Annotated in this window: 18 protein-coding genes; 9 read left to right on the top strand and 9 right to left on the bottom strand. The window is 33.9% G+C overall.

Annotated features, from left to right (window positions below; genetic code table 11):
- Position 1: 1 nt before the first annotated feature.
- The 9 genes from JK629_RS07900 to JK629_RS07860 all read left to right on the top strand — a co-directional run bounded on the left by JK629_RS07900 (position 2) and on the right by JK629_RS07860 (position 11006).
- A complete protein-coding gene (locus JK629_RS07900; protein WP_225625974.1) occupies positions 2–3172 on the top strand; it encodes an ABC transporter permease/M1 family aminopeptidase in 3171 nt (1056 codons plus the stop codon).
- A 32-nt stretch (positions 3173–3204) separates the two neighbouring features.
- On the top strand, positions 3205–4302 hold the full coding sequence (locus tag JK629_RS07895; RefSeq protein ID WP_202335119.1) for a type 1 glutamine amidotransferase domain-containing protein: 1098 nt from the start codon (positions 3205–3207) through the stop codon (positions 4300–4302).
- A gap of 59 nt (positions 4303–4361) precedes the next feature.
- A complete protein-coding gene (locus tag JK629_RS07890) occupies positions 4362–4805 on the top strand; it encodes a GNAT family N-acetyltransferase (protein WP_202335118.1) in 444 nt (147 codons plus the stop codon).
- 5 nt (positions 4806–4810) lie between these two features.
- Complete coding sequence (locus tag JK629_RS07885; protein WP_202335117.1) at positions 4811–5272, top strand: DUF4440 domain-containing protein; 462 nt, start codon at positions 4811–4813, stop codon at positions 5270–5272.
- A gap of 25 nt (positions 5273–5297) precedes the next feature.
- A complete protein-coding gene (locus tag JK629_RS07880) occupies positions 5298–5843 on the top strand; it encodes a DUF7010 family protein (RefSeq protein WP_202335116.1) in 546 nt (181 codons plus the stop codon).
- A complete protein-coding gene (locus JK629_RS07875; RefSeq protein WP_202335115.1) occupies positions 5840–6499 on the top strand; it encodes an SDR family NAD(P)-dependent oxidoreductase in 660 nt (219 codons plus the stop codon). Before JK629_RS07880 ends, JK629_RS07875 begins: the two co-directional genes overlap by 4 nt.
- A gap of 16 nt (positions 6500–6515) precedes the next feature.
- Positions 6516–8066 carry a tetratricopeptide repeat protein gene (locus JK629_RS07870; RefSeq protein ID WP_202335114.1) on the top strand — a complete coding sequence of 517 codons (1551 nt, stop codon included), beginning with the start codon at positions 6516–6518 and terminating at the stop codon, positions 8064–8066.
- 114 nt (positions 8067–8180) lie between these two features.
- Positions 8181–10487 (top strand): VPS10 domain-containing protein, encoded by a 2307-nt coding sequence (locus tag JK629_RS07865; protein WP_202335113.1) that lies wholly within the window; start codon positions 8181–8183, stop codon positions 10485–10487.
- Between the two features lie 189 nt (positions 10488–10676).
- On the top strand, positions 10677–11006 hold the full coding sequence (locus JK629_RS07860) for a hypothetical protein (protein ID WP_202335112.1): 330 nt from the start codon (positions 10677–10679) through the stop codon (positions 11004–11006).
- A 75-nt stretch (positions 11007–11081) separates the two neighbouring features.
- Here JK629_RS07860 and JK629_RS07855 read toward each other — a convergent pair whose 3' ends face one another.
- The 9 genes from JK629_RS07855 to JK629_RS07815 all read right to left on the bottom strand — a co-directional run bounded on the left by JK629_RS07855 (position 11082) and on the right by JK629_RS07815 (position 17026).
- Positions 11082–11657 carry a Crp/Fnr family transcriptional regulator gene (locus JK629_RS07855; protein ID WP_202335111.1) on the bottom strand — a complete coding sequence of 192 codons (576 nt, stop codon included), beginning with the start codon at positions 11655–11657 and terminating at the stop codon, positions 11082–11084.
- Between the two features lie 88 nt (positions 11658–11745).
- Positions 11746–12375: an NAD(P)H-dependent oxidoreductase gene (locus JK629_RS07850; protein ID WP_068762494.1), complete on the bottom strand. Its 630-nt coding sequence runs from the start codon at positions 12373–12375 to the stop codon at positions 11746–11748.
- A gap of 1 nt (position 12376) precedes the next feature.
- Complete coding sequence (locus JK629_RS07845; protein ID WP_202335110.1) at positions 12377–13108, bottom strand: GNAT family N-acetyltransferase; 732 nt, start codon at positions 13106–13108, stop codon at positions 12377–12379.
- A 6-nt stretch (positions 13109–13114) separates the two neighbouring features.
- A complete protein-coding gene (locus tag JK629_RS07840) occupies positions 13115–13561 on the bottom strand; it encodes a DMT family transporter (RefSeq protein ID WP_202335109.1) in 447 nt (148 codons plus the stop codon).
- Positions 13562–13570: 9 nt separating this feature from the next.
- Positions 13571–13972: a DoxX family protein gene (locus JK629_RS07835; protein WP_202335108.1), complete on the bottom strand. Its 402-nt coding sequence runs from the start codon at positions 13970–13972 to the stop codon at positions 13571–13573.
- Between the two features lie 11 nt (positions 13973–13983).
- A complete protein-coding gene (locus JK629_RS07830) occupies positions 13984–14604 on the bottom strand; it encodes a hypothetical protein (protein WP_202335107.1) in 621 nt (206 codons plus the stop codon).
- Between the two features lie 76 nt (positions 14605–14680).
- A complete protein-coding gene (locus JK629_RS07825) occupies positions 14681–15301 on the bottom strand; it encodes a Crp/Fnr family transcriptional regulator (RefSeq protein WP_394369415.1) in 621 nt (206 codons plus the stop codon).
- A gap of 290 nt (positions 15302–15591) precedes the next feature.
- Complete coding sequence (locus JK629_RS07820) at positions 15592–16059, bottom strand: DinB family protein (protein ID WP_202335106.1); 468 nt, start codon at positions 16057–16059, stop codon at positions 15592–15594.
- Positions 16060–16492: 433 nt separating this feature from the next.
- Complete coding sequence (locus tag JK629_RS07815; protein ID WP_202335105.1) at positions 16493–17026, bottom strand: dihydrofolate reductase family protein; 534 nt, start codon at positions 17024–17026, stop codon at positions 16493–16495.
- Between the last annotated feature and the right edge of the window lie 36 nt (positions 17027–17062).

The following is a 17062-nucleotide window of genomic DNA, read 5'->3' as shown; positions in this document are numbered from 1 at the left end:
TATGAATGCTATACTTCAATTTCAATTAAAGCATAGCGGTAACCGGTATGTATTAGGTTTAACAGCTTTACTATTAGTATTTATAGGATGGTTTTGCGGTTATAAGTTTAATTTAACTGCTGGTGAAGGAATTTATCTTAATTCCCCATACACCATTGGCTTTATGATGGCATTGTTGAGTCTGTCAATAATTTTTATGGCTATTCTATTTGCCTTAGAGATTCTGTTTAAGGAATGGGACACAAAATTTGATATAATGTTATTCTCATATCCAATTTCCCTTAAAAACTATTTAAAAGGGAAGTTTTCAGCATTTACGTTAAAAGCATTTTTAAGTTTTTTAATCTTAATTATAGGATTTGTCATTGGTCAGAACTTACGAACAGGTAGCGAAATGCTGTTAGGATTTAGTGTTTGGTCATATCTCTATCCGTTTTTAATCTTTGGGGTTTTAAACTGCTTCTTCGTTTGTAGCTTCTTGTTTATGGTTGCCTATACAACGCGTAAGAAGTTATTAGTGGTTATTGGAGGTTTACTATTGTATGTTCTTTACATGGTATTATTAGTGTTTTCTAATTCGCCATTTATGGCAGGAAGCATCCCGCAATCTATTGAAGTACAGCAACTATCATCATTGCTGGATCCTTTTGGAACATCTGCCTATTTCTTTGAAGCTAGAGACTTGAGTGTTTCTGAAAAAAATCAATTCATCGTGCCACTTAAAGGCTTTTTGGCCATCAACCGTATAGTTTATGTGGTGTTATCAATGTTGTTTTTGGCTATTTCTTATCGTTTTTATGTGTTCAATAAAACAACAAGTAAAAAGGAATTGAAGCGTAAAAAGGATAACGTTAAAGCAGGAATAGTAAGATTGACAAAAGTTAAAATACCAGCTCTTAATTTTGGTTTAAAGTCAGAATTAAACTCAATTATATCCTTTGCAAAGGTTGATTTAATTTACCTTTTTAAAAGCGTAACTATAGTTGCTGTTTCCATGCTATTGGTGTTCTTCGTTGGTATGGAAATGTATTCAGATATTGATAAAGGCATACGTTTACCAGATTATTATGCCAGTTCTGGTCTTTTGGCGACTTCTATTTCGCAAAGCTTTCACTTATTGGGTGCGTTCATTTTGGTGTATTTTATTAATGACATGTATTGGAGAAGTAGTGCAGCCCATTTTTATTTAATTGAAGACAGTACATTTTTTTCAAAAGCAAAATTAAAAGGGCACTTAATGTCATTGGCTTTGTTATTAGTATTCTTAACAACGTTACTTATAGTATTGGCATTAGTGTTTCAAATCAGTTATGGATATACACAAATTGATTGGTTGGCTTATTTTGGGGTTATTATATTTAATACAATTCCACTTTTCCTTTTCGGCACATTGTTACTTCTTATCAATAGTATCATCAATAGCAAATATGTAGCCTTAGGTATTTCAATAGTAGCGGTTGTAGTTTTTACAACACCATTAATAAAAATGTTGTTGCCATATCCATTATTACATGTTTTCTCAGGATTTAATGGTGTGTTTAGTGACCTAAATGGTTATGGTGCATATCTGTCAGCCTTTTCAAATAGATTGCTTTTTGGAATTTGCCTGCTGGGCTTAATATGGATTTTAAATTCATTTTTGAAATTTAAACAATGGACCAAATTGAAATCTTTTATTGCCATTGTTTTCTTTGGATTTAGCGTTTTTGGAGGCTTTAATTTCATGAATGGCTATTCACCAAAAAATGAAGACACAAAACTAGTTGAAGCGGTTAATTATGAAAAAAATTACCGTAATTATCAAAATATACCCCAACCTACAATTATAGATGTAGACACAAAAATAGACTTGTATCCTTCTGAAAATTCTTATAAAATTCAAGGAAAATATAGAATTCAAAATCTATCAGATGAACCAATAAATAAGATTCTATTGAATTTTCATTCCGACTTAGAATTAAATCAAGCAACATTTAGAATCCATAATAAAGATATTTCAGTTGATGAGATTGTATCAGAGATAAAACTTGATGAGCCTTTTATGCCAAGTGATACAGCGACTCTGCAGTTTAATTTATCATACAAATGGTTTGCTGTCAATGGACATCAATCTTTTAATGCTATCGTTGATAATGGTACGTTTATGAGGATTAGTAATTATTATCCTTTGTTGGGATACCAATCAGATAAAGAGATAGAAGACGAACAAAAACGAGAAGAATACGGACTCGGTAATCCAACAGGTTTAAAGAAGCTTGAAGCACCAAAAGTCTTTAAAAATGACTTTATAAATTTAAATATGGTACTTACCACTGAAAGCAATCAAATACCTATGGGAATAGGCAATATTGTTAAAACCTGGACTGAAAACGATAGGACAAATACCCAATACAAAGTCTATGGTATTCCATTTCGATTTGCAGTTGCATCTGCTAAATACCAAAAACAAACTATCAAGCATCGTAACATAGAAATTGAAGTACTTTATCATGACATGCATTTTGAAAATGTAGAGCGACTGCTAAAAAATGCCGTATTGAGTTTAGATTATTGTGTAAATAATTTTAATGGGTATCCATTTGAAAAAATAAGCTTTGTAGAGGTCTCATCTTTTACGAGTGGGTTTGCGGCAACAGCATATCCAGCAACCATTTTTATGACCGAAAACATGATATTTCATGCCAATATAGATAGTGATCCAAGTAAAGATGTTATAAATGAATTAGCAGGCCATGAGTTGGCTCATATATGGTGGGGAAATAGTCAAATAAATCCAGATGAAAGAGAAGGCGCTTCAATGCTTACCGAGTCCTTAGCCATGTATACCGAAATGATGATTTACAAAAAAATGTATGGGAAAGAACGCATGATGGAACGCGTTGAAATACATCAACAAATTTATGATAATGAAAAAGGACTTTACGGAAATCCACCTTTATACAGAGTGCCTTATGGCGCAACACATATAGCTTACTCAAAAGGTGCAATAGCAATGGTAGAATTATCTGAATTAATAGGCGAAGATAAAGTCAATGAAGCATTAAGAAGTTTTTTAGCCAATAATCAATATCCTAAAAAGCCTACAACTTTAGATTTGCTTGAGGAATTTTATAAAGTCGCACCAGATAAAAGTGCTAAATCTAAAATTGACGAGCTGTTTCAAACCAGCTGAAATAAAATACGGTATAAATCAATAAAAAAAATATGTTTAAAAAATATCGAATTATTAAATGGATACTAACCGCGCTAACCCTTATTGTGGCTGTCCTTATCTTTATTGGCATATATATCGCGAGTCTATTACCGGTAGAAGATGGCACCTTAGTTAATAGTCAAGTGCGTGATATCAATTACATCACTAAAGATGTACCAGCGTATCGTGGAAAAATACTGGCTGTTGTAACCAGCACGGCTACAATGGGTACAAGTGGTAAAGGCACAGGATATGAACTAACGGAATTAGCAAGAGCTTACTATGTTTTTAAAGCTAATGGTTTTGATGTTGATATAGCAAGTCCTTTAGGAGGGAAGCCACCTGTGGTGTTAGATGATGATGATATGGGAATATTCGATTATGCATTTTTGAATGATTCAATTGCGCAATCCAAAACCAATAACAGCCTTATATTAAAAGATATTAATCCTAAAATATATGATGCTGTTTATTTTGTCGGAGGGAAAGGAGCGATGTTTGATTTTCCAAATAATAAATTTATACATGCTCTAATACAAGATTTCCATAAGAATAACAAAGTAATAGGGGCAGTCTGTCATGGCCCTGCAGCATTTGTAAATGTTACCTTAAATGATGGGCAGTCATTTTTAAAAAATAAGCAGGTAAGTAGCTTTACCAATAAGGAAGAGTTATTATTAATTCCAAATGCAGAATCTGTATTTCCTTTTTTATTGCAAGATAAACTGATATCTCAAGGAGCCGTATTTAACGAAGGCATCATGTATCTTGAAAAAATAAGTCACGATAATAATTTAATTACTGGTCAAAATCCATGGTCAGTATGGGCAATGGCTGAAGCTATGGTAAAGCAAATAGGATACACCCCGAAACAAAGAGCAATAACTGCGGAAGAAAATGCCGTTAAAGTCTTATTAGCCTATGAAACAAAAGGCAAAGAAGATGCTAAAGCAGTAATAAAACAAATTGTAGAAGAAAATAAACAATCTGTTTCTAGATCATTGCTAATTAATCATAGTGCTGTATCAGTAATACAGGGACATTTAAAAAAATCTTATGACCTTTTACGTTTAGCGTCTTATACAAAAGATATTGAACCCAATAAATAAAAATTAATGGAAACACTATCCCTTAGGATTCCAACAGCACCTATTTAAGACAATATAAAATGGACCATAGAATAGACTATATAGATAAATTCGAATATAAAGAGGTTGTAAATGTGTGGGAAGCATCTGTAAGGGCAACGCATCATTTTTTAAAAGAAGAAGACATCGCCTATTTCAAACCCTTAATTCTAAATACCTATCTAGACGCTGTTGAATTAAGGTGCTATAGAGATGAGAATTATAAAATAAATGGGTTTGTAGGCGTCATAGATGGTAGTCTAGAAATGCTATTCATTCACCCAACACATATAGGGAAAAGAATAGGAAAAACTTTATTGGAATATGCAATTAACAGCCTTAATGTAAACAAAGTAGATGTCAATGAGCAGAATCAACAAGCTGTTGGGTTTTACAAACATTGTGGCTTTGAGACCATAGGGCGATCTGAATTGGATCCCTCAGGAAAACCCTATCCGATTTTGCACATGGAATTAATAAAATAAAAAACATGAAACTAAAATTTGTCATTTTAACTGCGCTATTATTTGGAGTCCTTCATTTTGCCCAAGCCCAACAAAGTAATCTTACCCATAAAGATTCGCTCAACCATACTTTAAATCAGTATTATGAGCTCAACCTAAAAGTATTTCAGCAAAACTCAACCCTGAAAGATATCGATAACATTTTTGAGTTATTTACAGATGATTTTACTTATGTGCATCCAAAGTATGGCGGAATCTATTCTCGTGAAGACCTCTACAATGGTTACAAAAGAAATCAAAAAAATGGAGGCTATGACGGCAGTGTTATGGATATAAAAATCGAAAACATTATTTATGGTTTAAACGCCATTACAGTAAGCAAACGTTTTATTACAAAACACGAGGGTAAAAGAGTTGAAGGTAACGAGCAAATGGCCCTTTTTGAGTTTAAGAATGGGAAGATTTCTAAAATTAAAGAATATTGGTAAACTTTTGATTGAGTAATAATAACTTATGGCTTCATTAGAACAACAACGCATCGAATTTGCAAACAGAAAATTTTTAGCAACACCACTTTCCGGATTAATAGCTTGGTTTTTGGTTGGTCTTTCAGGATTATTATTTCCTGATAGAATAACTGTGTGGATATTATTTATTGCCACGGGAAGTATTGTGTATTTAGCACTTTTTGTATCAAAATTTACAGGAGAAAACTTTTTAGATAAAACAAAACCTAAAAATGTATTTGATGGTTTGTTTCTTTATACAGTAGCTCAGGCTGTGTTGGTGTATGCGATTGCCATACCTTTCTTTTTGAAAGATTATACATCATTACCATTAACAGTAGGAGTTTTAACAGGAACCATGTGGTTACCATTTTCATGGATTATTAAGCATTGGGTGGGTATTTTCCATTCACTTACAAGAACCATTTTAATTGTATTGTTGTGGTATCTATTTCCAGAACAACGATTTGTGGTAATCCCTTTTACAATTGTAGTCATTTATATTATTACCCTTATTTTTTTGACGAAAAGGAATAAACAGGAATTATTATGAAATACGGAATAGTTACAGGAAGCAGCAGAGGCATTGGCTTAGCAACGGTTGAGTTGTTAACTAAAAATGCAAATACGCAAGTTATTGGAAGTTCAACTTCTGGAAATCATACATTAAACCAACCTAATTTTCAATGTTTACAACTCGATTTGTCAAATAACTTTTCTATCGATAAATTTATCCTGAGTTTAGGGAATCTTAAACTTGATTTTTTAATAAACAATGCAGGAATATTACTCGAAAAATGGGATGCTTCAGTAATTAATATGGAACAGTTAAAACAAACCTTTAATATTAATGTATTTGGCACTATTGAACTAACTGAAAAACTCCTGCCTAGATTAAATGCCAAAGCGCATATCATAAATATTACATCAGATTGGGGCTCTTTTAGTGAATTGAATTTTGATGAATTTCAGCCTCATTACAAAATGTCTAAAGCAGCTTTAAATATGTACACTAAGTTGTTGGCAAAGCGATTGGAAAGTCAAAGTATAACAGTATCGTCTCTAGATCCAGGTTGGACCCAGACCGATATGGGAGGAAAAGTAGCCCCACGACTACCCAAAGATGTGGCTGGAGATATTTTTAACTTATTAAATAATGACGTTGAAAGCGGACAGTTTTGGCATAAGGGAAAGATTAGAAGCTGGTAGATATAATATAGATTAAATGAAGTTATTTTTTATTGTCTTCTTATTAATAGTTAGCCCTCTTCAAAATTCGAAGGAGCAATGCCAAGAATTAATTCAAACGGCCATTGAGGCATTGCACAAAAAAGAGTACCCTAAATCCTTAGAACTACTTATAAATGCCCAGAATATTGCCAGTTCGCACCAATGGCATGAAGAGCAGTTTTTAGCCCTCAATAATATAGCCAATAATTATTATCAACTATCAGAATTTGGTGAGGCCCTAGAGAACTACTTGGCTGCATATAATGTTGCAGTATCCCATCTAAACCCCCAAAGGGAAATGGTTGTTTTAAATAATGTTGGTATTTTATACTTTGAGGAAAAAAAGTATAAAGAGGCTGAAAATTATTTTTTAAAGGCGTACACTATAGCAAATGAACATAATGAGAAAGTTAAAATAGGAATCTATGCCATAAATTTGGGTCTTGTTTATAATAAACTCAACCATTTAGATAAAGCGAACCAATATTTAAAAATTGCATTTCCCCTCCTGAAAAATGAAAAAAATATTTTACTTCAAGGTAAATATGCACTAGCAGAGAATCACTTTTTAAAAGGAGATTTAAAAGATGCCGAAAATTTAATTAACGCCCTTATTCCACAATTAAAAAATGCTGAACTCATAGAACACCAATCGGAAGCATATCTACTACTCTCAAAAATATACCAAACAAAAGATGACTGGTCACGGGCGAAACAGTTTGCTAAAGAGGCTAACTATATTAAGGGCAGTCTTGATATTCAAATTAAAATATACGAGCAACTCTCCTTGCTCTCCTATAATTCAAAAGACTTCAAAAGCTCACGAACCTATAGGGATTCGGTAATTATTTTAAAAGATAGCCTGTTTAGGGTTAAAAGTAGAAATCAGTTTGAAGGCAATAAGGTAAAATTCGATATCAAACGTTTCGAAAAAGAGTTAGAAGATAATACCCTAGAATTCAATGCAGAACGTAAAGTATTTTATATACTTATCAGCGCTATTGCCCTATTGCTTTTACTTTCCATTTGGGCATGGAGAATGCATATCTCAAAATTCAAACAAAAGAAGATCATTTCTGAAAGTGATCAGAAGATTAAAATGTTGGAACTCGAAAACGAGCTGGAATCCAAAAATAGAAAACTAACGGTAAAAGCGTTGAAAATAGCAAGCAGAAACGAATTGCTTCAAGAAGTCTTACAAGCCATCAAATCATATAAAGATCTGGACAGTAACAGCGATCTAAAAAAATTAGTACTTCAATTAAAATCACATTTAAGAAATGATGCCAGCTGGAACGATTTCTTGGTTCATTTTGAAGAAGCAAACTATGGGTTTTTGAAAAATTTAAAAGAAAAACACCCATCATTAAATACAAATGACATTCGATTCATTTCTTATTTATACATGAATCTTTCTATTAAAGAAATTGCTTCTCTTTTCAACATAACTCAGGATGCCTGCAGAAAAAGAAAGGAACGTATTGCTAAAAAGATAGGATTACCCGATACTTCTAGCTTATATCCATACCTCTCGGAACTACAGTAAAATTGGGCATGTCCTATTTTCTCTTGCCGTATGTCCTAGTAATTCGTGTCAGAAATTCTTCAAAAAATATTCAATTCTTCATTTTCGCCACTTAATTATTAAAAACAAACAACAATGAAAAACAAGTTTACATGGCTTATTCTGGTTTTGGCCCTCTCCCTATACCAGAAAGGATTTGCACAATTGGAAGCTGTAGGTTCGTCAGACTACGGTAGAATCTTTAATATTACCTATGACCCTTCAGTAGAAAATAAATTATATGCCACATCGCTCTATAACCATATTTTGGTTTCAAATGATAATGGCCAAAATTGGGAAGTATTATTTTCAATGTCAGTGCAAGATGTTACAACTTTTAAAGATTTAAAGTTGGCGAGAAACAATTCGGCCTTGAGTTTTATTAAGTACAATCAAGGGTCTGCAAATAACACCATCATAATTTTAGATTTAAATTCCAATACAGTTATCGATGAAATAGAAATTCCTTATAGTTCTGGAGATAAATATATAGAGTCGTACAGCTTGTATGATGCAGACCCTAATGTAATCTTGATGAATACTAAAATAGATTTTGGCACCTTAGAAAACACATATTATACCACGGATGGTGGCCAAAATTGGGATTTAGTCTATACAAAATCTGAGCATGACGACGTAGCCATTAATAGCGTTGCGATAAACCCCAGCAATCCAAATCACCTAATCTTAACCAGAGGACTAGGACCTAACAATGTTGAAGGCAGCTTATTTCAATCATACGACGGGGGTCAAACTTGGGAAGAAAAATTACAAGGGGTTGTTTTAGCTCCAGTAGTGTTTAACCCTCACAATACGAATGTTATTTATGCGGGGACAGGAATTAGTTTTGGCAGTACGGACGAAAACTTATACCGTTCGGTCGACGGAGGTGAAAATTGGAATATAGTACCCATCACTTTTACGGATGAACAACTCAATGATATTACTTACATTTCCTTCAATCCGCAGGTTGAAAATAGCATTATCGTTTTGGAAGAAAATGAAATAATAATTTCCACCGATAACGGAATAACCTGGGAAAATTATGTTCACGACACTAGTGATGTCCACGGCTATTACTACGGCACCTATCTTTCATTTAACCCCTTTAATGAGGAGGAAATTTTTATAACCAGCAATTACCATCCACAGTTTTCAAATGATGGAGGAGCCACTTTAACTTGGGCAAAAAACAATTTCTACTTATCTACAGGTTCAATAGGTTTATTTCCGGAAGGGGATGGACATTTGTATTATGGTGTTCAATACGGGTACATCAATAGAAATTTAACTACAGAAAATGAAGAAGACTTTGATATTCTACCCATTGATTGGTATACCCAAGGAGACGCACCCACGTTATTTACAGATAAATTTGTCGAAGGCAGAATATTTACATTTAGTTCTGGATGGTTTGGGTCTGATCTTGAAGTGAGTATAGACCATGGGCAAAATAAGCATCCAATACTTAATACCTTCATGAACTTCTTCGATGCTGCAGGAACAGATCCTTTTGATTCAAGTGTTATTTGGTTTTCCTTATCAGATACCAACGGAAATGTAGAACTTAAACGAGCAGATATTAGTGATCTAAACGCTATAGTAACAAATGACATTACCTTACCGGAAAGCGGAATAATTAAAGGAATTCATTTTGACCCATTAAATCAAGGTCATGTTTTAATCACCATTGGAACAACCGTGTACAAATCCGAGGATTATGGAGCAAATTGGACGCTGTCAAATTCCGGCTTAGAATTATTGGATAATCGCTCAGATCTCATATTAAGTTTAAACGCAAATCCTCTAAATGATCAGCAGCTAACTATTGCCACCAATATAGGTGTTTTTACCTCATTAGATAATGGGGAAACCTGGAATAGAATTTATGATGAACTTGTACATCAAATTTTTCATTCTACCGCTACAGCCGGCCATTTAGTTGGGATGGCCCACAATTCTCGTATTTCTGAATTTACATTAATTTATTCAACCGATGAAGGACAAACCTGGGAGACCATAGAAAATGATGATTTGTTATCTATAGGTTCAGTAGCATCCACCGTTAAATTTAATGAAGAAAATGCTGATGTCTATATAGGTAGTATAGACCTGGGTTTATTAAAATATACTATTGACCTGAACATATTGGGGACTAATGAAAACCTGCTTGCAGCCGACAACGTTTTGGTTTTTCCTAATCCCACAAAAGAGTTAATAAATGTATCGGTTGGTGGTGAAATGCCAAAAAATCTTATTTTGTTTGATGCAACAGGCAAAAAAATAATTGAAACTATTAATAGTTCAGAAATGAATTTATCTCAACTCTCACCAGGTTTATATATTCTACAGATAACTGCAGAATCTGGAAAAATTACAATCAAAAAAGTAGTTAAAAATTAATATTTTAGGGATTGAAAGAAACTAGTTATTTTTTTTGATTAGTTATAATTGATTAGGTTAAAATGGAGAAGCCAGACTGTATGTCTGGCTTCTTATTTATTGCGTTTTAGTAATTCTTCCTTCTTAACCAAAGTCAATGAACAAGGTTTAAATCTAGAATACTTTTGTTTCATATAATAAATTAATAGTATGAGTATAAAAAAAGTATTATTGGGAATGTTGGTATGTTTATCAATATCCTCCTGTTCCGTGCAACAATTTGCGGTGAATACAGAAACAAAACCCTTTGAAAATGTAGGAAAAGTATTTGGGGAAAAGACAAAAGAACTAACCTTTAAAAAAACAAGTGATTTGCACATTCTGGGCATCAATGTAAAAGAAAATAATGTGCAAGCACTCGTTAGCGAATTGGAAGCCGAAAAGTACACCATTGAAACAAAATCCAGTTTGTGGCTTCGAATACTTTCATTAGGTACGGTTGATCATAAAACCGTAAAAGTTATTAAAAGAAAAGGATAGCACCTCCTTGTTTAATAGGTATTATTTAGATGCTCTAGGATTTATTCTAGGGCATTTTTTTTTTGCAATCAAAATTTATTTCTTAGCTATTCGTTTCCTTATGCGACTTAAAGATTCTGGCTTAACACCCAAATAACTGGCCAAATGGTACTGAGGAACACGTTGTATTAAATCGGGTCTAGTTTCCAAAAGGTTTTTATACCTTTCTTCCGGGCTCGAAGTTATGAATTTGGCCAAAGCTTCCTGTTGCTCACCAAAGTCATCCTCCATAGACATACGGCACAAAGCTTCATACTTGGGAACACGTTTAAACAACTCCTGTTCTTTTTCATAATTTAAAACAGCTAACCTACAATCCTCCACACATTCAAAATAATGATTGGCTGGAGTTTTGTTTGTATAGCTTTGTAAGGACGCGATGGATTCATCTTCAACATAAAATGCAGTGGTGCGTTCATCACCATCGATAATATAGTATTTTCTAACGCAGCCTTCAATTACAAAATAGGAATCCCTGCATACCTGACCTTCCCTTAAAAGTATATCCCCTTTTTTAAAAGACTTAATTGGAATACATTCCGCAAAAGCTGAAGCTTCTTCATTGGTAAGTTCAAGGTATCTGGAAATTAACCTTACAATTTCATTTTCCATAAGGGAAGCTTCTTTAATAATGAAGACACTAAATTAAAAAAGGTTTGGGAACTAGCCCAAACCTTTAGATCAAAAAGCGGTCATAATATTATATTGTTTCAAAAAGCGCTTCCTTAGGCCTCCGCACTTTTAATTGTCCAATAGTGTGGTCATCCTTATGTCTATACCCTATGGGCGCAATTACCGTAGCATTTAAGCCTTGTTCATTAAGTCCTAAAATTTTATTATAAGCTTCTGGTTCAAACCCTTCCATAGGGCAAGCGTCTATTTTTAGCTCAGCACAAGCGTTCAATAAATTTCCAAGGGCTAGATAGGTTTGGGCCTTTAACCAACTTGTTTTTTCTTCAGGTGTTTTTTCTTGCAATTTTTCTTTTATAAAATCACCATAGCCGTTCAGTCTGTCCAAATCGAGATCTCGCGTTTCAGCCGTTTGCTTAATAAAAGCGTCAATGGCTTCAGGAGTAGCATCTGTATAATTGCAAAAAACAAACAAGTGGGATGCATCAGTAATCTGACTTTGGTTCCAAGACACCGGTTTTAGCTTTTCTCTAATCGCTGGGTCTTCAATAATTAAAACTTTATACAGCTGCAATCCATAGGAAGACACCGATAGTTGTATAGCCTCTTTTAGTTTATTAAGATTAACATCCGACACTTTCTTCGATGTATCAAATTTTTTCGTGGCATAACGCCAGTTTAAGTTTTTAAGTAATTCCATTTTATTGTGTTTTTAATTTATAACTATGCATTGTAAAATCATTTTTAAATCCCATCCTTTCATACATCCCCTGCCCTAGTTTAGAAGCTTGTAAGGTCGCAACAGTTGCTCCTTGCTGTATTGCTTTATTTAATACAAAGTGCATGATTTCTTTAGCAAAACCATTCTCTCTAAAAGCAACGGGAACACCTAGACTATAGATACCAGCTATATTATTGGTGAGATGTAATTTAACAACTCCAATAGGCTTACTATCCTCAAAAGCTATATAGAAATGTATTTTATTCAAGTTCTTTAATACCAGGTCTTCACTTATCACATACCCGAAGGATTGCTTAAAAACAGCGGTCCAAATTTTAGCTTCTGTTATTTCAGCCACCATTCTGAAGCTTAATCTGTTAGAGGTTTCAAAAGGTTTTGTAAGCTTTAAATGCATACCTGGCATGGAACTGCTAAGTTCAAATCCCAGTTGTTCAATAAGTGTATGATTTGCTTTGCCATCAAATTCAAAGTCAATAAAATGCATTTTAATTTGTGACGATTCAATAAGGATTTTGATGTTTTGAAGAACATCCGGCGTGAGCTTTTGGTTAGACCAAATTTTATTAGGCCATTCAGAAGCCTGTATCCGGCTATAACCTATTGCACTGTCACTTGCATATCCATTAAATGGTTTACCAACGGTTGCGTAAAGATTTAATAAGTTATGGATATTGTATTCAATATGTTCCATTTTAAATTATTTAGTATTAATAAGTATAATGCCTATTAGCATAGCTATTGTTCCAATAAGCCTTTTTGTGGTGAGTGGTTCTACTGGTAGATTAAGCCAACCATATTTTCCTGCTACTATTGAAAAAATAAGCTGCCCGCAAAGTCCAAGCGCAATCATTTTTGAAATGCCCATTTTGGGAATGGCGTAGAAGTAAATGGAGATACCAATAACACTGAATAACCCTCCCATAAACCATAAGTACCAAGGCACAGACGTTGTTGTAATCGGTTGAATACTGCCTTTTCCCAATAGCAGCAGCATAATGAATCCGAAAACAACACTACTTAAAGACGAAGCTATTACAGCCGCAATAGGCTGCTTTAAAATTCCTCCCAATTGGGAGTTAAATCCGGCTTGGACAGCTAAAAATACACCTCCAGTTAATGCTAATATGTATAACAAAAGTTTCATAACTAGTAGTTAGTCCCATTTGTTATTTGTTGATAAAGCATACTTCCCAGAGCCTGTATTGAACATAGCGAGGCCGAACATCATATAGATAAAGATTAACCCAATAGACCAGCCCCCGTGCTCATTTAAGCTTAACACGTCTGGAAGCCGATCCATTAAAATTGCCACAAAGCAATTAATAGCGAAAACAAGTCCTGCAAGTTTGGTTCTAAAGCCAATAATAATAAGAAGAGGCGCAATGATTTCACCAACAAAAACCCCATAGCCCAAAAATGTTGGAAGTCCGTAGTGTTCGAGCAAACCATTAATGTATTCAATCCCAAAGTTTAATTTGCTTATCCCGTAAATTAACATGGTAAAAGCAATACTCACTCTTAGCAATAATAATCCAATGTGTTGTTTTGTGTTCATAATTAAAATGTTTAAAAGTTATATTTTATAAATGCTCCGAAGTTTTCAAGTGTTTTTTCTGCTTTTGTAAACTGATCTAAATTTGCCCCTATTCCCGTAATAAGCTGTTTGTTCTTTATCCCTACACGTAATTGCTGAATGCCTCTATCCAAAACCTTTAAATTGGTATTGACTACAACGAAGAGGTTTATGTAGCCCTGGATATTTTTGCTTAATCTTGGGGTGTAATTAAGTCTTAAATTTTGTTCTAAAGTGAAGCCACTTTGATAGGTGCTGCCAATAGCATAACTTAGTCTAAAGTTTGATGTGGCATACTCGTATTGGGTCGATATTGTAGCAAATTTTCCAGGATTCTTTATACCTGCAGCGAAATTGGTTTTAAACCGTGGGGTGAAATTATAGGACAACATATTTCTAATAAAAAAGATGTTGTTCTTATCATTAATGTATTCTGTATCATAAAGGGATACATTATTAATAGACCAAGTGTCATTAAATTTATATCCAATAAAATGTTGATATGCTGTAGCGCGATTTCCTAAAAATATTTCGGGAGTGAAACTAATAGCTTGACCAACGGATACTGAAGTTCCAATTATGGTAAATATTATAAAGTTTATCAATCGTAACATGACCCAGTAATTAGTATATGGGTCAAAATTAGAGTGCTGTTAGTAGAAAAAACTTAAGGTATATTAAGAAGCAAACTTAGGAATGCTTTTTTCGTAAATAACTTAAAAATTCTGGAGTTACCCCAAGGTAAGATGCGATGATGTATTGCGGCACGCGTTGTTCAATATCGCGATACGATCTTCTGAAGGTATCGTATCGTTCATAGGCATCATCACTCATACTATCGATAACGCGCTCTTGAACGGCAACATAAGCACTTTGAATTTTTATACGAAAGAAATTAGAGATCTCGGGCACTTCAATATAGAGTTTTTCTAATTCTACTCTAGGTAATTGTATAAGTAATGTTTTCTCTAAAGCCTGAACATACATCCGCGATTTTTTCCTGCTCAAATAACTGTATAGATCATTTATCCACCACTGTTCAATACCTAATTGCAATGTGTGTTCTTGTGCATTTTCATCTAAATAATAACTGCGCATACAGCCTTGTGCAATAAAGTTCATTGTATTGGCCGTTTCACCGGGTTCAAGTAAAAACTCTTTTTTATTCAACTCCTTAATTACAAGTACAGAAGAAAGTTTGTCAATGGCATATTCATCAAGAGTTACATCTTGGCGGATGTGATGGATGAGTGATTTTATGTGCTGATTGGAATCCACTATAAATTCAACATTTTTGAAAATAGTTTTCAAAGAATACTAAAATATACATACAATTACTATGCAGTACCCGCTCCAATTAATATTCACAAATTTAAGAGATTTTTTTTTGAACTAACCAACAAACAACCCACAACCCACAACCGACAACCCACAACAGACAACCCACAACACTTGTCCACCGAAGCTTTTAGCGTAGGTGGGGACAACAGACAACCCACAACAGACAACCCCACAACAGACAACCCACAACAGTAAACGGAAAACCAAATGAGGGGTTTTTTAATTGGAATGCATATAAAATATAGTAATTTTTAATTTCTTCAGTCCCATATCTCTGGACGCTCTAATTTCATTGCTCTTAAATACGAAAGAAATTGTCCTGCATGAACAGATTCATGATATCCAATTCGCAATAAATATTTCGCAAGTATTTTCTTGTCTCCATTGCCTGGGTGAACAATTTCAGTTTTGTTCAAATCTGTATCCGAAAACTTCCGAATACTTTCTAAAAATGTATCTCTGTAAGGGTTGGCAAATTCAAGTTCGTCAGTAACGCTAACGTATGGTCTATTCTTCCACGGTGTTTTATAATTCTTCATATCCCCTTGATTGATTATAATATTCCATCCATAATCTGCTTCCAAGACATGTCTAACCATTTCTATGGCAGTCATTGCATTTTCATCAGGTTTCCAATGATAATGGCTCTCAGGAAGTCCATTCCAAAGTTTGATGCTTCGTCGCCTTATTTCCGAAAAATTTAAAATTATGAGTTCAGATTGGGTCATTTTCTTTGTTTTATAGAAGGCCCTTCTAAATTATAACCAAGTTGTTTATAATTCCGACTGTATTAGGTTTAGCCCCCCAATAAGTTTGGTTTAGCCCAAAATTTAATAACTTTTTTCGCCTATTTTACAAATATAAAACAAACATAAAACCTTCTTCTATAGCAAACCCTAAGTGGCAAATTAAAACCAGGGAGAATACCAAATATAAATCTTTTTTGCTATAGGCTGTAAGCTTTAGGCCTTAAGCTATAGTCCAACCATCCAACCATTCCACAACAGACAACCAACAACCAACAACCAACAACCCACAAACCACAACAGGCAACAGACAACAGACAACAGACAACAGACAACAGACAACAGCACAATAATGTCAAAATTTAATGAAGAAAAGTGTTGTATTTTACCTCAGTTCTTTGTTGTCGGTTCGTTTTTATTTTTTCCGTTTGTAATGCAGTTGCGTTAAGCCTGTTTCAAATGTTTTTACTTTTACAAATTCGAGTATTTGTTCAGGTCGCCCGTCTTTAAATAACCTTGTACCACTCCCTAGCAAAACAGGAATGACCGAGATAATAAATTCATCAATTAAATCATTTTTTAATAATTCATTAATTACTTCTGCACCACCATCACAATAGATGTTTTTTCCGTTTTCAGATTTGAGTTGCGCTACCAAATCGGTCAATTTTCCTGTGTAAAAAGTTGTTCTACCAACACTTGGTCTTGGGGTTCTTGTTATGACATATACGTCTCGTTGTCCATTGTCATAAAATGATGAGCCAATTTCCTTAAGGACATAATCATAAGTTTTTCTACCAATAATCAAAGTGTCAATTGTGTCCGTAAATGCTGCATAACCATAATCTTCACCTTCTTTTTCTACGAGTTTTAAGAAACTCAAATCATCGTTAGGTTTTGCAATGTAGCCGTCTAAACTTGTGGCAATGAAAAGTGATATTTTTCGCATCTGTTCTAAACTTTTAATGTTTTGGCAAAATTAATT

It is taken from the genome of Aequorivita iocasae (assembly GCF_016757735.1).
Lineage (GTDB): Bacteria > Bacteroidota > Bacteroidia > Flavobacteriales > Flavobacteriaceae > Aequorivita > Aequorivita iocasae.
This window is presented reverse-complemented; position numbering and strand designations above follow the sequence as displayed.

Coding starts and splice junctions, on each gene's coding strand:
- JK629_RS07855 (WP_202335111.1), bottom strand. CDS start 11,657: ATGGAAAATGAAATTGTAAGGTTAATTTCCAGATACCTTGAACTTACC.
- JK629_RS07900 (WP_225625974.1), top strand. CDS start 2: ATGAATGCTATACTTCAATTTCAATTAAAGCATAGCGGTAACCGGTAT.
- JK629_RS07875 (WP_202335115.1), top strand. CDS start 5,840: ATGAAATACGGAATAGTTACAGGAAGCAGCAGAGGCATTGGCTTAGCA.
- JK629_RS07835 (WP_202335108.1), bottom strand. CDS start 13,972: ATGAACACAAAACAACACATTGGATTATTATTGCTAAGAGTGAGTATT.
- JK629_RS07840 (WP_202335109.1), bottom strand. CDS start 13,561: ATGAAACTTTTGTTATACATATTAGCATTAACTGGAGGTGTATTTTTA.
- JK629_RS07895 (WP_202335119.1), top strand. CDS start 3,205: ATGTTTAAAAAATATCGAATTATTAAATGGATACTAACCGCGCTAACC.
- JK629_RS07880 (WP_202335116.1), top strand. CDS start 5,298: ATGGCTTCATTAGAACAACAACGCATCGAATTTGCAAACAGAAAATTT.
- JK629_RS07865 (WP_202335113.1), top strand. CDS start 8,181: ATGAAAAACAAGTTTACATGGCTTATTCTGGTTTTGGCCCTCTCCCTA.
- JK629_RS07850 (WP_068762494.1), bottom strand. CDS start 12,375: ATGGAATTACTTAAAAACTTAAACTGGCGTTATGCCACGAAAAAATTT.
- JK629_RS07815 (WP_202335105.1), bottom strand. CDS start 17,026: ATGCGAAAAATATCACTTTTCATTGCCACAAGTTTAGACGGCTACATT.
- JK629_RS07890 (WP_202335118.1), top strand. CDS start 4,362: ATGGACCATAGAATAGACTATATAGATAAATTCGAATATAAAGAGGTT.
- JK629_RS07870 (WP_202335114.1), top strand. CDS start 6,516: ATGAAGTTATTTTTTATTGTCTTCTTATTAATAGTTAGCCCTCTTCAA.
- JK629_RS07820 (WP_202335106.1), bottom strand. CDS start 16,059: ATGACCCAATCTGAACTCATAATTTTAAATTTTTCGGAAATAAGGCGA.
- JK629_RS07885 (WP_202335117.1), top strand. CDS start 4,811: ATGAAACTAAAATTTGTCATTTTAACTGCGCTATTATTTGGAGTCCTT.
- JK629_RS07860 (WP_202335112.1), top strand. CDS start 10,677: ATGAGTATAAAAAAAGTATTATTGGGAATGTTGGTATGTTTATCAATA.
- JK629_RS07830 (WP_202335107.1), bottom strand. CDS start 14,604: ATGTTACGATTGATAAACTTTATAATATTTACCATAATTGGAACTTCA.
- JK629_RS07845 (WP_202335110.1), bottom strand. CDS start 13,108: ATGGAACATATTGAATACAATATCCATAACTTATTAAATCTTTACGCA.